The organism is Variovorax paradoxus B4, from assembly GCF_000463015.1.
GTDB lineage: Bacteria > Pseudomonadota > Gammaproteobacteria > Burkholderiales > Burkholderiaceae_C > Variovorax > Variovorax paradoxus_E.
The window spans coordinates 4,056,021-4,073,141 of sequence record NC_022247.1; the positions used below are offsets into that span (position 1 = coordinate 4,056,021).

The following is a 17,121-nucleotide window of genomic DNA, read 5'->3' on the forward strand; positions in this document are numbered from 1 at the left end:
GGCGGGTTTGCCTAGAAGGTCACGCGCAGCCCGACCTTCAGCGAACGCCCCGGCAGCGGCGCGTTCGGATACACCGTCGTCGTCAGGATCGAGGTCGGGCTGTAGGCCAGCTTGTTCGTGATGTTGTCGAGGCGCGCATACCAGGTGAGGTTGGCGCGCTGCACCTTCATGCGATAGGCGATCGAGGCATTCCAGAGCGTGTAGGAGTCGGTTTCGCGCGCGCCGACGCTGGGCACATGGCGCTGCGCCGCGTTGTAGTCGAAGCCGAAGCGTGCGCTCCAGGGACCGTTGCCGTAGGCCAGCGTCGCGCCCGCGCGGAACGGCGCGATGCGCGGCAGGGGCTCGCCGGTGTCGAGGTTCTTCGCACGCACCACGTCGCCGCGCCATTCCAGGTCGAGCGTCGAGGCGTCGGCCAGCCGCGCGAAACCGTCGGTGCCCAGCAGGCGCAGGTTGCCGCTGGCCTCGATGCCGGTGAAGCGCGCGCGCACGCCGCTGTAGAGATACTCGGCCAGCGTGTCGGTCGCCTCGGGATCGGTCACCACCTGGCCTTCTTCGTCGAGCGTGCGGCCCGACGCCGTCAGGCCGATGTAGTTGCGAAAGCGCGTGACGTAGGCGTTGACGCGGGCCGTGTTGGCGCCCGACTTCCATTGCGCGCCGACGTCGAAGCCGGTCGACTTTTCCTTGCCGAGGTCCGGATTGCCGACTTCCCAGGCGGCCGTTGCCACGTGCGGGCCGTTGGCAAGCAGTTCATAGTCCTTCGGCGCCCGCTCGGTGTAGGCCAGGTTCGAGGTGAGCTGCCACTGCGGCGTCAGGTTGACCAGGGCGCCCACGGCCGCGCTGTGCGGATTGAACGTGCGTTCGCCGATGGCAAAGCGCGTCACTGTCGGATCTTCCGGGTAGCCGAGCGAAGTGACGCGGACTTTCTCGGTGCGCGCGCCAAAGCTCAGCCGACCCCAGGAGGTGCCGAGTTCCTCGTACAGGAACAGCGCATTGGAGCGCGTGCGGCTGTGCGGCGCAAAGGCTTCCGCACCGTCCGCGGCGAAGCGGCTGCTTTCGCTGCTGAAACCGACCAGGCCTTCGAAGTTGCCGATCTTCTGGTGGCGCGCTTCGATGCGCAGGTCGTTGCTCATGTTCGAGAAGGTGGTGCCGGCCTCGCGGCCTTCGTACTCGGTGTGGCGGTAGTTGGTGTGGCTGGCCTTGGCGTGGATGCTGCTGATGAAGCCGCCCGGACGCCATTCGCCTTCGATTGCCTGGCGGTCGGACTTCATGCCGATGGTCACGTCGTCTTCGGCCACCGTGCCGTAGGTGCTGCGGTAGGTGCTGGCCGAGGCGCCGATCCAGCCCCGGTCGAAGAACAGCGTGCCGCCCACCGCGCCGCCGTGCGCCTCGTTGGCCGAATTGCAGATCTTGCGCGCCAGCCAGGGACGCCCGGGCTTGCTGCATTCCAGGTCGATGGGCACCGAGACGTCCTTGGAGTCGCGGTTGAACGCATCGACGTGCAGCGCGAAGCGGTCGTTGCCGCCTTCGAGCACCACGCCGCCGTTCTTCTCCTTGTTGCCGGTGGAAAAGCCCAGGTCGGCACGGCCGCCGAAGCCGTTGATCGGTTCGCTCGGAATGCGGTTGTCGATCACGTTGACCACGCCGCCCACCGCGCTGCCGCCGTACTGCAGTGCGGACGGGCCGCGCAGCACCTCGACGCGTTCGGTGACCAGCGCGTCCATCGGCACCGCATGGTCGTAGCTCAGCGACGAGGCGTCGGGCGCGCCGCCGCCGTTCTGCAGGATGCGGATGCGGTCGCCGTCCAGGCCGCGGATGATCGGCCGGCTCGCATTGGGGCCGAAGTAGCTGCTGCTCACGCCGGGCAGGTTGTTGAGCGTCTCGCCGAGCGTCGATTCGGAGCGCATCAGGAGCCTGTCGCCCGAGAGCGTGGTGGTGGGTGCGATCAGCTCGCTCGCGCCCAGCGGATTGCCGGTGACGGCGATCTCCGGCAGGGCCGGCGCAGCCGCTTCGGCGGGTTGCGCCTGGGGTACCGATTGGGGCTGGGCCTGGGCCATGGCCGCCAAAGAGGCCAGCGAAAGAACGGCAGCACCGATGGCGTTGCGACGGAAATTGGGAATCATGATGAACACTCGTTGAATCAAGGGACGATCGCCGCCATCCGCAAAGGCGCGGATACAGCAACCGGAACACGGGGGATTCAGCGAGTGGAAGGCGGGCCGCGCGCGTCGAACAGCGCAACCCAGCGGGCGATGGCTTCGCCCTCGAGATAGGCAAAGGTGGCCGACGGCGGCAGCACCGGCAGCACCATCATCGGCACGCCGAGCGCGCCCGAACCGTGCGACAGCTGGTCGTAGAGCCGGCACTCGGCATCGGAGTGGCTGCCGAACAGGTCGTCGATGCCGTGGGCCGCATGCTCGTGCGCGCCCTCCGGGTGGGCCGCCTGGGCAGCCGCATGGGCCTGCGCCAGCCCGGGCACGTGCAGCGTCCGGTGCATCAGCCCCAACGTGCCCGCAAACCACAGCGCAACCACCAGCGCGAGGGCGATCGCGCGGGTCGACAGGATCGACCGGGTCGAGGCTGGGCTGGCGAAGTGCACGGGAAGCGGGGCCTGAAGGAAAACGATCAGGCCTTGACGCGCGATGCGAAGGTCTTCTGGAACTTCTCGACCTTGGGCCCGACCACGAAGGCGCAGTAGCCCTGATTCGGGTTGTTCAGGAAATAGTCCTGGTGATAGGCCTCGGCAGCCGAGTAGTTGGCGAGCGGCGCCACCTCGGTGACGATGGGAGAGCCGTAGGTCTTGCTCGCCTCGATCTCGCGGATGACCCCCTCGGCCACCTGCTTCTGCCCATCGCCCGTGAAATAGATGCCGCTGCGATACTGCGTGCCCACGTCGTTGCCCTGGCGGTTCAGGCTGGTGGGGTCGTGCACCACGAAGAAAATCTCGAGAATCTCGCGCAGGCTGATGGCCGCGGGGTCGAATTCCACCTTCACCACTTCCGCATGCCCGGTGCGGCCGGTGCAGACCTGCTCGTAGCTCGGGTTGACGGTCTGGCCGTTGCAGTAGCCCGATTCGACGTCCACCACGCCCTGCACGCGGTCGAACACGGCTTCGGTACACCAGAAGCAGCCTCCGCCAAGCACGATGGTTTCGGTGGGCGACGATGAAGAGGACATGGCTGCTCCGGCAGGTGGGGAAAAGGCGAACCCGATATTGTCGCGGCTTGACGGGCCCGATGCTGGTCACTACATTACTAACCCGTGAGTCATTAATATCATGCCCACCCCCCGATTCTTTGCCGACAAGATCTGCCCGGTGCGCGCCAAGCGCGAGCGCCGCAAGGAGGCGCGTCCGGGCGAACTGCTGGCGGCGGCGCTCGACCTGTTCGTCGAAAAAGGCTTTGCCGCCACCCGCGCCGAGGAAGTGGCGGCGCGCGCGGGCGTCTCCAAGGGCACCCTCTTCCTTTACTTTCCCAGCAAGGAAGAGCTCTTCAAGGCCGTGGTGGTCGAGAACCTCGGGGGCCGGTTTGCCGAGTGGAACGACGAGTTCGAGGCCTTCGAGGGGACCACGGCCGACATGCTGCGCTATTGCATGCGCGTCTGGTGGGAGCGCGTGGGCATGACCAAAGCCTCGGGCCTGACCAAGCTCATGATGAGCGAAGGCACCAATTTTCCCGAACTGGCCGAGTTCTACCGCAAGGAGGTGGTGCGGCCGGGCCATACGCTGCTGCGGCGCATCCTGCAGCGCGGCATCGACCGGGGCGAATTCGCGCCGGTCGACGTCGACCACGCCATCTACGCGGTGGTGGCGCCAATGGTCTTCCTGATGCTGTGGAAGCACTCGGCCATGGTCTGCGTCGACGAAGAAACCTCGCTCGACCCCGAAAAATACCTCGCCACGCAGGCCGAGACCGTGCTTTACGGCCTCACCCGACCGCAGGGAGCCGCCGCATGACGCGCAAATGGACCGCCAGGCTCACGCGCGCCCGCGCCGCGCAACCTAAAATTGAAGGTTTGTCCTGAGCCCCACAAGGAAAAGCCTCACATGAACCCCACCCCCACCCTCGAGCGCCTGCGCTTCAACATGATCGAACAGCAGATCCGGCCCTGGGATGTGCTCGATCTGGAAATTCTCGACCTGCTGGCCGCGATCCGGCGCGAAGACTACGTGCCGCCCGCTCACCGCGCGCTGGCCTTCTTCGACATGGAACTCCCGTTGGGCGACGGCTCCGTTCCCGGCCAGGTGATGCTCTCGCCCAAGGTCGAGGCACGCATGCTGCAGGACCTGCACGTGCAAAAGCACGAGTCGGTGCTCGAGATCGGAACCGGTTCTGGCTTCATGGCCGCCCTGCTCGCCCACCGCGCGGCCCAGGTGCTGTCGCTCGAGATCGATCCCGCGCTGGCCGCCCGCGCCGCCGAAACGCTGCGCCAGAACGGCGTGGCCAATGTCGAGGTGCGCAATGCCGACGGCGCCGTGCCGCTGCCGAGCGGCCCGAGCTTCGACGTGATCGTGCTCAGCGGCTCCGTGGCGCGCATTCCGCAGAACCTGCTCGGCTCGCTCAAGGTGGGCGGCCGCCTTGCCGCCATCGTGGGCGAGGAGCCGATGATGCGCGCCCACTTCGTCACCCGCAGCAGCGAAAGCAAGTGGGACACCATCCAGCCCTGGGACACCGTGGCGCCGCGGCTGCTCAATTTCCCCGAGCCCTCGCGCTTCTCGTTCTGAACGGACGGCTCCGAATGATCGATCAAGTCCGCCCCGCCGACCTTGCAGCCTGGTTTGCGCAAAACCCCGAGGCGGCGCCCGTGCTGCTGGACGTGCGCGAACCCTGGGAGCTGCAGACGGCGAGCGTTGCGCCGCAGGGCTTCACGCTCGTGGCCATCCCGATGAACGAGATTCCGGCGCGCCTTTCCGAGCTCGAGGAAGGCCAGCGCATTGCATGCCTGTGCCATCACGGCGCGCGCAGCCAGCGCGTGGCGGCCTTCCTGAGCCAGAACGGCTTTGCCGAGCTGGCCAACGTGGCCGGCGGCATCGACGCCTGGTCCGCACAGCACGATCCCTCCGTGCCGCGCTACTGATTCTTTCTTCAAGGACGTTCAATGCCTTTCAGGCCCAGGCTTTTGCCTCTTTCCGCAGCGCTCGCAAGTCTCTTTGCCACCCTGCTCGCGCTGCCGGCCCAGGGCCAGACACTGAACGAACTCTACGAATCCGCACGCGGCTTCGACGCCACCTACCAGGGCGCGCGGGCCCAGTACGACGCGAGCGTGGCGCGCGCCGCCCAGGCCAAGGCCGGCATTCTTCCCGCCGTGGGGCTCACGGCCGGCGCCACGCGCAACAACCTCGACATCGACACGCTCACTGGCACCGGCCGCGGAACGACCATCCCGCGCGACTTCACCACGCAGAACGTCGGCATCAACGCCACGCAACCGCTCTACCGGCCCGCCAACTGGGCCACCTACGAGCAGGGCAAGCGCCAGGCCGAGATCGCGCAAGCGGTGCTCACCATTGCCGAGCAGGACCTGATCGTGCGCGTGAGCCAGGCCTATTTCGACGTGCTCGCCAGCCAGGACAGCCTGACGCTGGTGCGCGCGCAGAAGGTGGCGGTGGCCGAACAGCTCGCGTCGGCCAAGCGCAACTTCGAGGTCGGCACCTCCACCATCACCGACACGCGCGAAGCCCAGGCCCGCTACGACCTCGTCATTGCACAGGAGATTGCCGCCGAGAACGACCTGCAGGTGAAGAAGGTGGTGCTCGACCAGCTGGTCGGCCGTCCGGGCAGCGTGCCGGTGCCGCTGGCGCAGCCGGTGGTGCTGCCGGCCGCCACGCCGGCCAACATCGAGGCCTGGGTGGCGCAGGCCGAGGAAGCGCACCCGGCCATCCGCCAGGCGCGGCTCGGGCTCGACGTTGCCGGGCTCGAAATCCGCAAGGCCGAAGCCGGCCACAAGCCGACGCTCGACGCCAACCTGGGCTACAACATCACGCGCAATCCGGATGGATCCAGCACCAGCACCGTGGGCACGCGCATCAACGCTGCGTCCGTGGGGGTGGTGTTCAACCTGCCGCTTTTCGCGGGCTTTGCCACCGAGAACCGCATCAAGGAAACGCTCGCGCTCGAGGACCAGTCGCGCAGCGTGCTCGACGGCACCCGCCGCAGCGTGGCGCAGGCCACGCGCGCGGCCTACCTCGGGCTGGTGTCCGGCGCGGGGCAGGTCAAGGCGCTCGAAGCGGCCGAGGCATCGAGCCAGAGCGCGCTCGATGCCAACCGGCTCGGCTACCAGGTGGGCGTGCGCATCAACATCGACGTGCTCAATTCGCAGAGCCAGCTGTTCCAGACCAAGCGCGATCTCGCGCAGGCGCGCTACAACGTGCTGCTGGGCAACCTGAAGCTGCGCCAGGCCAACGGCACGCTGACCATCAACGACATGAACGCGATCAACGCGACGCTGGCGAAGAACGGAAGCACGGCGGCTTCGCCATCACTCGGCGAGCAGCCGCAGGCCGCGCCTTCGGTGCCGGTCACGCCGCCCAGAATTCCCGTGGTGCCGCCGGTGCCGGTGCCGCCGTTCAATCCGCCGGCACCGACGATGCCTGCCGCACCGCCGCCGCCAGTCATCCTGAATCCCCCCGCACGGTAAATTTGGCTCGCCCCCAGGGCTGCGCGGCTCAGTCGAGCGTTGGTTCGGCCTTCGAATCCTCGAGCGGTGCGGCTTCGGTCACCACCGGATCCGCGGCCTGCGCGATGGCCAGCACCGCAACGGCGGTGCGCTCGGCCGCGCCGCGGTTCGACGACGAGAAAGCCAGCGCGGCCTCGGCCATGGCGGCGCGGCGCTCGGGGTTCTCGACCAGCTTGAGCGCCGCGGTGACCGCCTGCTCCATGTTCTCGACGCGCAGCGAGGCACCGGCCGCCAGCGAAAGCTGCGCCGCTTCGGCAAAGTTGAAGGTCGAAGGGCCCATGATCACCGGGCAGCCGCAGGCGGCCGGCTCGATCAGGTTCTGGCCGCCCAGCGGTTCGAAGCTTCCGCCCAGCAGCGCGACGTCGGCCAGGCCGTAGTACAGCGCCATTTCGCCGAGCGAATCGCCCAGCCAGATCTCGGCATCGGAGGGCTCGCCCGCGGCACTGCGGCGCGCCACGGCAAAGCCCTCGGATTCGATCAGCGCGGCCACTTCGTCGAAGCGCTGCGGATGGCGCGGCACGATCATCCACTGCACGTCGTGCACGCGCTTGGCAATCGAACGGATGGCGCCCTGCTCGGGCGGCACGGGAGACGTGGCGCCGAAGCGCCTGAGCACGTCGAGCAGCATGCGCTCCTCGCCGTCGCGCGAGCTCGCGAGCACCACCATCGGCCGCGGCAGGCGCTCGCGCAGCGTCACGGCCGCGGCCAGCTGGCGCGCATCGGGCGAGGCGTCGAACTTGAGGTTGCCGTAGATGCCGGCCACCTTGGCGCCCAGGGACACCAGCCGGTGCGCATCGGCCTCGGTCTGCGCCCACACGGCGGCCAGCGCCGAATACGCGGGCCGGGCGAGCCAGCCGAGGCGTTCGGCCGCAGCCAGCGATTTTTCGTTGAGCCGCGCATTGGCCAGCACCAGCGGGATGCGGCGCTCGGCACAGGCGGCGGCCATCTCGGGCCAGACTTCGGTTTCCATCAGCACGCCGATGCGCGGCTGGAAACGGTCGAGAAAACGCTGCACCGCACCCGGCATGTCCCAGGGCTGCCAGACCTGCGTGTCGCCGGGCTGAAGCAGCTTGGCGCCCTCTTCGCGGCCGGTGGCCGTGCCGTGTGTGAGCAGGATCGGTATGCCCGGATACTGCCTGCGCAGCTCCTCGATCAGGATGGCGGCGGCGCGCGTTTCGCCGAGCGAGACCGCATGCACCCAGCACTGGCCCTCGCCGGTGGTTGCATCGTCGTAATAGCCGAAGCGCTCCTCGACGGCCACGCCATAGCCGGGCTCGGCCACCGCCCGGCGCCGCAGCTTGCGGCGAACCAGCGGTTGCACGACGGTGGTGAAGGCGCCGTAGAGACGCAGCAGCAGCGAACGCACGGGGCTCAGTGCGACGCTTCGGCCAGCGTCGCGTCAGCTTTGACGGTTTTGAGGAGCGCGAGCATTTCGGCTTCGATGCGCTTCAGCGCCGCATCGGTCTGGCCCTCGAAGCGCAGCACCAGCACCGGCGTGGTGTTGGAGGCGCGGATCAGGCCGAAGCCGTCGGGCCAGTCGACGCGCAGGCCGTCGATGGTCGAGACCACCGCCGGTGCCGCGAAGCTCGCGCCTGCGACGAGTTTATCGACCACCGCGTGCGGCTCGCCTTCGGCGCATTTCACGTTGAGTTCGGGCGTCGAGAAGCTCGTGGGCAAGGCGTTGAGCGTGTCGCTCGCATTGGGCGTCTTGCTCAGGATCTCGAGCAGGCGGCAGCCCGCATAGGTGCCGTCGTCGAAGCCGAACCAGCGCTCCTTGAAGAAGATGTGGCCGCTCATCTCGCCGCCGAGCGGCGAATCGATTTCCTTCATCTTGGCCTTGATCAGCGAATGGCCGGTCTTGAAGATCATGGGCTTGCCGCCCGCGGCCTCGATGGCCGGGGCCAGGCGCTGCGAGCACTTCACGTCGTACACGATGGTGCCGCCCGGCACGCGCGAGAGCACGTCCTGCGCAAAGAGCTGCATCTGGCGGTCGGGGAAGATGTTGTGGCCGTCCTTGGTGACGATGCCCAGGCGGTCGCCGTCGCCGTCGAAGGCCAGGCCCAGTTCGGCGTCGCCTTCGGCCAGCGCGGCCATGAGGTCCTTGAGGTTTTCGGGCTTGCTCGGATCGGGGTGATGGTTGGGAAAGTCGCCGTCGACCTCGCTGAACAGCTCGGTCACTTCGCAGCCGATGGCGCGGAAGATGGCAGGCGCCGTGGCGCCCGCAATGCCGTTGCCGGAATCGACCACGATCTTCAGCGGGCGGGCCAGCTTGATGTCGCCGACGATGCGCTTCGTGTAGGCGTCGGTCACGTCGACCTTGCGCACGCTGCCGCCGGGTGCCAGTCTGGCCGTACCTTCTTCCATCACCTTGCGCAGGCCCTGGATCTCGTCGCCGTAGATGGCACGCCCTGCCAGCACCATCTTGAAGCCGTTGTAGTCCTTGGGGTTGTGGCTGCCCGTGACCTGGATGCCGCTCGAGCACAGCGTGTGGGCCGCAAAGTAGAGCATGGGCGTGGTCACCGCGCCCACGTTGATCACCTCGATACCGGTGGCCACCAGGCCGCCGATCAGTGCTTCGACGAGCGCGGGCCCGGACAGGCGGCCATCGCGGCCCACGGCCACGGTCTTTTCACCGGCGGCGCGGGCGGCGCTGCCGAAGGCCCGGCCGAGCGCTTCCGCGACCTCGGCATCGAGCGTGACGGGCACAACGCCTCGGATGTCATAGGCCTTGAAAATCGACGCACTGAGTTGCATGAAGAGGCATTCCCTGTAGGTTCTTGAGAACGGGCCATTGTAGGCAAGCGCTCCGGTGCCCACATGTCCGAAAACGGCCAGTTGAAACGAGTCGAAACCGTATCATTTGCCCATGCCTACCCCTCACGCATCCACCGAAGCACTCGAGAGCGACGCCTGCTACCTGGCAATGAAGACGCATGACGCGCGCTTCGACGGCTCGTTCTTCACCGCGGTGACCTCCACCGGCATCTACTGCCGGCCGGTCTGCCGCGTGAAGCTGCCGCGGCGCGAGAACTGCCGGTTCTTCCGCCACGCGGCGCAGGCCGAGGCCGAGGGCTTCCGCCCCTGCCTGCGGTGCAGGCCCGAGCTCGCGCCGCGGGCGGCGAGCTGGTCCACCGAAGATGCCTCGCGCATTCTCGCGCTGCAGGCCGCGCGGCTCATCGACGAGCCCGACGCGTGGTCCGAGGACGGGCCGGGCGCGGCGCAAATCGCCGCACGGCTCGGCGTGAGCGACCGCCATCTGCGGCGCATCTTCGAGGCGCAGTTCGGCGTCTCCCCGTTGCAATATCTGCAGACGCGCCGCCTGCTGGCCGCCAAGCAGTTGATCGCCGACACGCGGCTGCCGATGACGCAGGTCGCCCTGGCCAGCGGCTTCGCGAGCGTGCGCCGCTTCAACGCCGCGTTCCTGGAGCACTACGGCCTCAACCCGAGCGCGCTGCGGCGCGCCGGCGGCGCCGAGGGCGGCGCGGGAAAGGCCATCGAGGTGCGGCTGGGCTTTCGCCCGCCCTACGACGTGGGCGCGATGCTCGGCTTCTTTGCGCGGCGCGCGCTGCGCGGCATCGAGGTGGCCACCACGGCCGATGGCAAGGAACCCGCCAAGGGCAGCACACCGGCTTTCGTTCGCCTGGCCCGCACGCTGAGCGTGCAACAAGGCGGGCAGGCCCATACCGGCTGGTTGCAACTGCGCTTCGACATGGAGCGCGAGCAGATGCTGCTGTCGGTCAGCGACTCGCTCGCCGCGGTGCTGCCGATCGTGATCAGCCGCGCACGCGCCATGCTCGACCTCGATGCCGAGCCGATGGCCATCAACGCCGCGCTGCACGAGGCCTTCCCGCACGGCGACGGCTTGCGCGTGCCCGGCACGGTCGATGGTTTCGAGCTGGCGGTGCGCGCGGTGCTCGGCCAGCAGATCACCGTGGCCGCGGCGCGCACGCTGGGTTCGCGGCTGGTCGAGGCTTTCGGCGAAACTGTCGCCACGCCCATCGAAGGCCTGAACCGCCTGTTTCCCACGCCCGCGGCACTGGCGGCCGCAAGCGGCGATGCACTCGGCAAGCTTGGCATCGTGCGCCAGCGCCAGGCGGCCCTGCAGGCCATCGCCCGCGAGGTCGCCTGCGGCAAGCTGGCGCTGCATGCGGGCGCCGACGTGCCCTCGATCATTGCCGCGCTGCAGGAGCTCCCCGGCATCGGCGCCTGGACCGCGCAGTACATCGCGATGCGCGCGCTGCGCTGGCCCGACGCCTTCCCCGCAGGGGATGTCGCGCTGCAGAAAGCACTGGGCGTGACCACCGAGCGCGCGGCCAGCCAGGCGTCGCAGGCATGGCGCCCCTGGCGCAGCTATGCGGTGCTGCGCGCCTGGCATGCGCCGTCCTCCTCTCCCGCTGCCGCCGCAGCAGCCTTCTTGGCGGCGGCAGAGCCTTTCAACAACCTCGCAACGGCAGGCGCCTCCGCCTGAAATGTCATGAAGTTCAAGAGCAAAGTCATCTACACCTCGCACATCGACACGCCGCTGGGCGGCATCACGATGGCGGCCACCGACCAGGGCCTGGCAGGCGTCTGGTTCGACCAGCAGCGCCACTGGCCCGACACCACCGGCTGGCAGACCAAGGACGATCATCCGGCGCTGGTCGAAGCCGGCGCCCAGTTGCGCGACTACTTCGCGGGCAAGCGCGACACCTTCGACATGAAGCTCGATCTCTCGCACGGCACCGCGTTCCAGCAGAGCGTGTGGCAGGCGCTGCTCGCCATTCCGGCCGGCAAGACCATGAGCTACGGCGCGCTGAGCGCGAACGTGGGCAACCCGGCCGCGGTGCGCGCCGTGGGCGCGGCCGTGGGGCGCAACCCGATCAGCGTGATCGTGCCCTGCCACCGCGTGCTCGGCGCCGACGGGTCGCTGACCGGTTACGCTGGCGGGCTCCATCGCAAGACCGCACTGCTGGAGCTCGAAGCGAAATAGAGTCCGCCCCAGGGCTGCGAAGACCATATGAGCACAACAACAAACGACAACACCACCGCCCTCCCGTCGCCGAAGCCCAAGGCCTGGCTGATCGACCTCGTGCTGCTCGGCGCGCTCTGGGGGGCGTCTTTCCTTTTCATGCGCATTGGCGCGGCCGAGTTCGGAGCCTTGCCGGCGGCCGCCGTGCGCGTGGCGGTGGCCACGCTGTTCCTGTTGCCGCTCTTGTTCATGCGCGGCCACGGCGCGGCGCTGGCACAGCACTGGAAGGCGTCGATGGCCATCGGCGTGCTGAATTCGGGCATTCCGTTCGCGCTGTTCTGCTTTGCGCTGCTGACCATCAACAGCGGCCTGGCGGCGGTGATCAACGCCACGGTGCCGATGTTCGGCGCGCTGGTGGCGTGGGCCTGGTTTCGCGACCGGCCCGATGGCTCGCGCATCGTCGGCCTGGTCATCGGCTTCGCGGGCGTCGCCATGCTGGCGAGCCGCAGCGCGGGCCTGCACGCCAGTGCCGACGGCAACGCCGCGCTGTGGGCCGTGCTGGCCTGCCTCGGCGCCTGCGCCAGCTATGGCGTGGCAGCCAGCGCCACGCGGCGCTACCTGGGCGGCGTGCCCGCGCTGGCCACCGCCACCGGCAGCCAGATCGGCGCCACGCTGTTCCTCGCGCTGCCCGCGCTGTGGTTCTGGCCCGCACAGATGCCCAGCCTGCGGGCATGGCTGGCGTTGCTGGCCCTGGGCATCGCATGCACCGGCCTGGCGTACATCCTGTTCTTCCGGCTCATCGCCAATGCGGGACCGGCGCGCGCGCTGACCGTGACCTTCCTGGTGCCGGTGTTCGCGGTGTTCTACGGCGCGGTGTTCCTCGGCGAGAACATCACGCAATGGATGCTGATCTGCGCGGCCGTGATCGTCTGCGGCGTGGCGCTGTCCACGGGCATCGTGAAGCTGTGGCCGCGCGCGGGCGGCGCGGCCGCTACATCGCCGCCGCGACCACGTTGACCGACAGCGCGAGCACCAGCATGTTGAAGGCGAAGGCCAGCACGCTGTGCACCAGCGTGATGCGCCGCATCTCGCGCGAGGTGGCCTGCACGTCGGACACCTGGGTGGTCATGCCGACCACGTAGGCGTAGTAGAGAAAGTCGAAATAGTCCGGCTCCTCCTTGCCCGGAAAATCCAGTCCGCCGTCGGGCGAGCCGTCGCGCCGGTCGATGTAGTAGCGATGCGCGTAGTGAAAGGCGTAGATCGTGTGCATCATCAGCCACGAACCCACCAGCGCCACCAGTCCCAGCGCGATGTGGCCAGTCCGCGCCGGCCCGCTCATCAGCTTGACCTGCTGCAGCAGCATCGCGATGGCCACCACGCTCACGCCAATGGCCACCAGCATCGACACCAGGATCACCACGTTGGGCTGGTCCAGCGACTGTGCGCGCTCGCGGGTGCGCTGCGCATCGAAGGTGTCGGCCAGCCACCACGCGAGCAGCTGGTAGACCGCGACGCCGGCGCACCAGCCCGCGAGTCCGCGCGCCGTGCCGTCGAGCGGCCAGGACATGGCCGCGACGATGGCGCCCACCACGCCGCCGTAGAAAAGACGCTGGGGCCCGGTTGTTGCAGAAAGGTGTTTGCGCATGTTCGAAGCTTAGCTTTAGTACTTTGTCACGCGCACCGGCGCTTGCGTCGTCGCCGTCCTACATGCGAAGCGGCAATAGGCGCATGGGCGTTTCGCGACGGTGCTATTAACTTGGCGGTCACCAACAGGGAGCAGTTGCCCGGAAGCCCGGCGCGCACAGAAATTGCGTGTCGAGTCCGAGGCATTTTTTTTGCCGTCCGAAGGACTCTTTCATGCTGTTGCTCCGCTCACGCCCGCTCGCCAGCCTTGCACGGTGGCCGACGCTGGGTGCACTGGCCGGTGTCGGTTTTCTCTTCGCTCCCGCATCGGCCTGGGCCGACCCCTCACCCGCGCTGGACCGTTTCAGCTTCTCGGTGGGGGCCTTCAGCGCCGATCCGAAATTCAACGCATCGGTCAGTTCGCCGTATGGCGCGCTGCGCACGCGCGACCTCGAGCCCGGCCGCGTGACCATGCCGCGCATCACGGCCGACATGCTGATCGGCGACAGCCACGGCCTCTCGTTCGACTACTACCGCTACAAGCGCGACTACTTCGGCCAGGCTGGGGGCAGCGACTCCTTCGGCGGCTTCGGCACGGTCAGCGCAGTGGGCAATGCCAACATCAACGTGAAGCTCGACTTCGCGAAGCTCTCGTACAAGTGGTGGCTCGGCTCGGGCAACACGGTGTTCGGCCTGGGTGCGGGTGCGGCCTACTACCGCATCGGCGTCGGCACCAACGCCAATGTCGCGGTGAATGGACGGATCCGTACATTGAACGAAGATTCGAGCGATGACGCCATAGCGCCTCTGCTCGAAGTCGGCGTACGGCATGCCATCAATCCCGACCTGCGCCTGTTTGCCGACCTCTCCGGCGTGCGCAAGGGCGGTGGCCGCTTTCATGGCAGCATCTACAACGCCTCCGCGGGCGTGGAGTGGTTCCCGGTGAAGAACGTCGGCCTGGTGCTAGCCTATGGCGCCACCCACATCGACATGGCGCGCGAAAGCAGTACGGCGGAAACCCGCGTCAAGGTCAAGCTGAACGGGCCGTCGGCCTTCCTGAAGGCGCGGTTCTGAGCTTCAGGCAGCACCGCTGCCATGCCATGCGCCGGCGGCCGTGCCCCGACCCCTATGATCGTTCGATGGACCTCCACACCACGCTCGGCGCCGATGCACGCGCCACCAGAGAAGAACGCCGCTCGCGCCAGGCATCTTCGCTTCGCCTCGCAGTCCACGCGGCGGCGGCCCTGCTGCTGGCGGCGGGCGTGCCGGCCCATGCGCTGGTCATCGGCGTGACGGAGGGCGTGAGCTACCAGGCCGCCGAAAGCCAGATTGCCCCCCGCTTCGAGCCCATCGCCGAAATGCTGAGCAAGGCGCTGAAGCAGCCCGTGACCATCAAGGTGCTGATCTCCTACACCAGCGCGCGCGAGGCCCTGAAGGAGCAGCAGGTCGACCTGGCCTTCATCCATCCGGCCCATGTGGCGCTCGAAGCCATCAAGAACGGCCGCTACCAGGCGCTGGCCTGGACCAGCGGCTTCACCGCGTACAAGGTGTCGCTGCTGTGCAAGGAACCGCAGCCCATCTCCAACTGGAAAGGCATCGCCGGCAAGGGCCTGGTCATGCCCGACGCGGATTCGATCACCGCGGTGATCACGCGCGCGATGCTGCGCGAGCAGGGCGTGCAGCCCGCCGCGCTCAAGCTCACCAACACGCGCTACCAGGACGCGGTGCCCTTCTACGTGCAGAACGGCTTTGCCGCCTACGGCGCCACGGCGGCATCGGGCGTGGTCAAGACCTGGAAGGATGGCGGCGGCAATGTGTGCGCGGAGTCGCGCGCGGTTCCCATCAAGCAATGGCTGGTGTCGCGCAAGCTCGATGCCGCCACGGCCAGCGCAGCGCGCGAAGCCCTGCTCGGCCTGGCACAAAGCGACGCCGGCAAGCGCGCGCTCGCAACATCGACCTACACTGGCTTCGTCGCACCCTCCGCCGAGGTCGAGGCAGCCCTGATGACCTGGCTGGGCATCTGATTCCGGCGGGCGCGGCGTTCCAACTCCGCTTTCGATGAATCACCCATGACGGACCTGTCCAGCTTTCCCATCACCAAGAAATGGCCCGCGCTCCAGCCTGACCGGCTGCAGCTGTATTCGCTGCCCACGCCCAACGGCGTGAAGGTGTCGATCATGCTGGAGGAAACCGGCCTCGCCTACGAGCCGCACCTGGTGAGCTTCGAGACCCACGACCAGATGTCGCCGGAGTTTCTCTCGCTCAATCCGAACAACAAGATTCCCGCGATCCTGGATCCCGACGGGCCCGGCGGCAAGCCGCTCGCGCTGTTCGAATCGGGCGCCATTCTTCTGTACCTGGCCGACAAGACCGGCAAGCTCATTCCGCAGGATGCGGCGGGCCGCTACGAAACCATCCAGTGGCTGATGTTCCAGATGGGCGGCATCGGGCCGATGTTCGGCCAGCTCGGCTTCTTCAACAAGTTTGCCGGCAAGGACTACGAGGACAAGCGCCCGCGCGACCGCTACGTGGCCGAATCGAAGCGGCTGCTCGGCGTGCTCGACAAGCACCTGGCCAACCGCACATGGATCATGGGCAACGACTACACCATCGCCGACATCGCCTCGTTCCCGTGGATCCGCAACCTGATCGGCTTTTACGAAGCGGGCGATCTGGTCGGCTTCAGCGAGTTCAAAAATGTGGCGCGGGTGCTCGAGGCGTTCGTGGCACGGCCGGCCGTCGTGAAGGGTTTGGGCATTCCCAAACGCGGTTGAACGGCCGTCGGGGCCGCCGCGCGCCCCGAACGAAAACAAAGCTACTCACTTTTCGATCCGCGTGTCTTTTTCAGGCACGTGCACGGGGTTTCCGCAGCTTTTCCGGCTTCGTTCAGAAGCGGTTAAGGTTACACTTCAATAAGAATAATTCTTATTCAATCGCCCGAGCCGCCCCGCATTGCGCGGCGGTGGCCGGCCCAGGGAAACCCACACGTTGATGCTTGCGAGAAGGCGATCGGATGCGCGACATCGTCCAGGAACTGGTAGCTCACTATGCGGACTTGCGCCGGCAGCTGACACGCGACCTGCGCGACCCGCACTACGCGGCGGACATCGCGCAATCGAGCTTCGAGCGCGTGTATGCCCACGCGCTCAAGATGAACAAGGACATCCGCATCAATGATGCGGCGCCGGACGACACGCAAGGCACCGGCGGCATCGAGTCGCCCCGCGCCCTGCTGTTTCGCGTGGCGCGCAACCTGTGCGTGGACGATGCGCGCCGCCGCAAGGTGGCACAGGACTGGGTCAGCACGCATTTCAACTCGGGCTCGCGCCAGGTGGTGCCGTCTTGCGAATTCATCGCGTCCCAGCAGCAGGTGCTGGCGCGCGTGGTCGAGACGCTTGAAACGCTGCCACCCCGCCGGCGCGAAGTGTTCCTGCTGTTCCGGGCCTACGGACACACGCGCGCCGAAATCGCGCAGCAACTGAACATCACCGAGATGGCGGTCGCCAAGCACCTGCTGCGCGCCGCCATCGACTGCTCGCGCGTGTTCGCCCGGCTGCGTTTGGAGCTGGTCGAGCAGCCGGTCGTCTCGATGCGCCCGGGCTTCGACGCAACGTTCGCCGAAGACTTCGCCTGACCGGACGGCCGCGCCGTGGCAAGCGTCCCGAACGAGAAACTCATCGAGCGTGCCCTCGCGCTGATCGTGCAGAGCGAGATCGCTGCTGCGCAAGACGCCGCCATGGCCGCTCGCCTGGCGCTCGCGCGGTGGCGCAGCCGGTCGGAGGAGCATGCGGCCGCGGCCCAGGAAGCGCGGCGGCGCTGGGACGCCCTCGGTGGCATCGCGGCGGAGCTGCGCGACCTGCAAAAGTAGCGGCCGGGCT

General features: G+C 67.8%; 18 protein-coding genes. 12 read left to right on the top strand and 6 right to left on the bottom strand.

What is annotated here, in order from left to right; all coding sequences use genetic code 11:
- Positions 1–11: 11 nt before the first annotated feature.
- From VAPA_RS18965 to msrA, 3 genes are all read right to left on the bottom strand, one after another.
- A complete protein-coding gene (locus VAPA_RS18965) occupies positions 12–2,120 on the bottom strand; it encodes a TonB-dependent receptor (protein ID WP_021008380.1) in 2,109 nt (702 codons plus the stop codon).
- A 77-nt stretch (positions 2,121–2,197) separates the two neighbouring features.
- Positions 2,198–2,596: a hypothetical protein gene (locus VAPA_RS18970; protein ID WP_021008381.1), complete on the bottom strand. Its 399-nt coding sequence runs from the start codon at positions 2,594–2,596 to the stop codon at positions 2,198–2,200.
- 26 nt (positions 2,597–2,622) lie between these two features.
- Positions 2,623–3,174: a peptide-methionine (S)-S-oxide reductase MsrA gene (gene msrA, locus VAPA_RS18975; RefSeq protein ID WP_021008382.1), complete on the bottom strand. Its 552-nt coding sequence runs from the start codon at positions 3,172–3,174 to the stop codon at positions 2,623–2,625.
- Between the two features lie 100 nt (positions 3,175–3,274).
- Here msrA and VAPA_RS18980 point away from each other — a divergent pair, with 100 nt between their 5' ends.
- The 4 genes from VAPA_RS18980 to VAPA_RS18995 all read left to right on the top strand — a co-directional run bounded on the left by VAPA_RS18980 (position 3,275) and on the right by VAPA_RS18995 (position 6,633).
- Entirely contained in the window at positions 3,275–3,952 is a 678-nt protein-coding gene (locus tag VAPA_RS18980) for a TetR/AcrR family transcriptional regulator (protein ID WP_021008383.1), read from the top strand.
- A gap of 90 nt (positions 3,953–4,042) precedes the next feature.
- Complete coding sequence (locus VAPA_RS18985) at positions 4,043–4,720, top strand: protein-L-isoaspartate O-methyltransferase family protein (RefSeq protein WP_021008384.1); 678 nt, start codon at positions 4,043–4,045, stop codon at positions 4,718–4,720.
- Positions 4,721–4,734: 14 nt separating this feature from the next.
- A complete protein-coding gene (locus VAPA_RS18990) occupies positions 4,735–5,073 on the top strand; it encodes a rhodanese-like domain-containing protein (protein ID WP_021008385.1) in 339 nt (112 codons plus the stop codon).
- A gap of 21 nt (positions 5,074–5,094) precedes the next feature.
- Complete coding sequence (locus VAPA_RS18995) at positions 5,095–6,633, top strand: TolC family outer membrane protein (protein ID WP_021008386.1); 1,539 nt, start codon at positions 5,095–5,097, stop codon at positions 6,631–6,633.
- 28 nt (positions 6,634–6,661) lie between these two features.
- Here VAPA_RS18995 and VAPA_RS19000 read toward each other — a convergent pair whose 3' ends face one another.
- Together VAPA_RS19000 and VAPA_RS19005 are read right to left on the bottom strand one after the other, a co-directional pair.
- Positions 6,662–8,038, bottom strand: a complete 1,377-nt coding sequence (locus VAPA_RS19000; protein ID WP_021008387.1) for a 3-deoxy-D-manno-octulosonic acid transferase — start codon at positions 8,036–8,038, stop codon at positions 6,662–6,664.
- Positions 8,039–8,043: 5 nt separating this feature from the next.
- On the bottom strand, positions 8,044–9,426 hold the full coding sequence (locus VAPA_RS19005; protein WP_021008388.1) for a phosphomannomutase/phosphoglucomutase: 1,383 nt from the start codon (positions 9,424–9,426) through the stop codon (positions 8,044–8,046).
- A 112-nt stretch (positions 9,427–9,538) separates the two neighbouring features.
- Between VAPA_RS19005 and VAPA_RS19010 the strand changes: the two genes are divergently transcribed.
- The 3 genes from VAPA_RS19010 to VAPA_RS19020 are packed head-to-tail and all read left to right on the top strand — an operon-like array spanning position 9,539 to position 12,637.
- Positions 9,539–11,140 carry a DNA-3-methyladenine glycosylase 2 family protein gene (locus VAPA_RS19010; RefSeq protein WP_021008389.1) on the top strand — a complete coding sequence of 534 codons (1,602 nt, stop codon included), beginning with the start codon at positions 9,539–9,541 and terminating at the stop codon, positions 11,138–11,140.
- A 6-nt stretch (positions 11,141–11,146) separates the two neighbouring features.
- Positions 11,147–11,641 (top strand): methylated-DNA--[protein]-cysteine S-methyltransferase, encoded by a 495-nt coding sequence (locus VAPA_RS19015; RefSeq protein ID WP_021008390.1) that lies wholly within the window; start codon positions 11,147–11,149, stop codon positions 11,639–11,641.
- A gap of 27 nt (positions 11,642–11,668) precedes the next feature.
- Positions 11,669–12,637, top strand: coding sequence for a DMT family transporter (locus VAPA_RS19020; RefSeq protein WP_021008391.1), 969 nt, complete (start codon positions 11,669–11,671; stop codon positions 12,635–12,637).
- Here VAPA_RS19020 and VAPA_RS19025 read toward each other — a convergent pair.
- Positions 12,612–13,265 (bottom strand): DUF1345 domain-containing protein, encoded by a 654-nt coding sequence (locus VAPA_RS19025; protein ID WP_021008392.1) that lies wholly within the window; start codon positions 13,263–13,265, stop codon positions 12,612–12,614. The genes VAPA_RS19020 and VAPA_RS19025 overlap by 26 nt on opposite strands.
- A gap of 212 nt (positions 13,266–13,477) precedes the next feature.
- Here VAPA_RS19025 and VAPA_RS19030 point away from each other — a divergent pair, with 212 nt between their 5' ends.
- From VAPA_RS19030 to VAPA_RS19050, 5 genes are all read left to right on the top strand, one after another.
- Entirely contained in the window at positions 13,478–14,317 is an 840-nt protein-coding gene (locus VAPA_RS19030; RefSeq protein WP_021008393.1) for a hypothetical protein, read from the top strand.
- A 65-nt stretch (positions 14,318–14,382) separates the two neighbouring features.
- On the top strand, positions 14,383–15,267 hold the full coding sequence (locus tag VAPA_RS19035) for a phosphate/phosphite/phosphonate ABC transporter substrate-binding protein (RefSeq protein ID WP_051255338.1): 885 nt from the start codon (positions 14,383–14,385) through the stop codon (positions 15,265–15,267).
- A 45-nt stretch (positions 15,268–15,312) separates the two neighbouring features.
- The gene (locus VAPA_RS19040; RefSeq protein ID WP_021008395.1) at positions 15,313–16,017 is read left to right on the top strand and encodes a glutathione S-transferase N-terminal domain-containing protein; all 705 of its coding nucleotides are present in this window, start codon (positions 15,313–15,315) and stop codon (positions 16,015–16,017) included.
- 239 nt (positions 16,018–16,256) lie between these two features.
- A complete protein-coding gene (locus VAPA_RS19045) occupies positions 16,257–16,877 on the top strand; it encodes an RNA polymerase sigma factor (protein WP_021008396.1) in 621 nt (206 codons plus the stop codon).
- 15 nt (positions 16,878–16,892) lie between these two features.
- Positions 16,893–17,111, top strand: a complete 219-nt coding sequence (locus VAPA_RS19050; RefSeq protein WP_021008397.1) for a hypothetical protein — start codon at positions 16,893–16,895, stop codon at positions 17,109–17,111.
- Positions 17,112–17,121 lie beyond the last annotated feature (10 nt).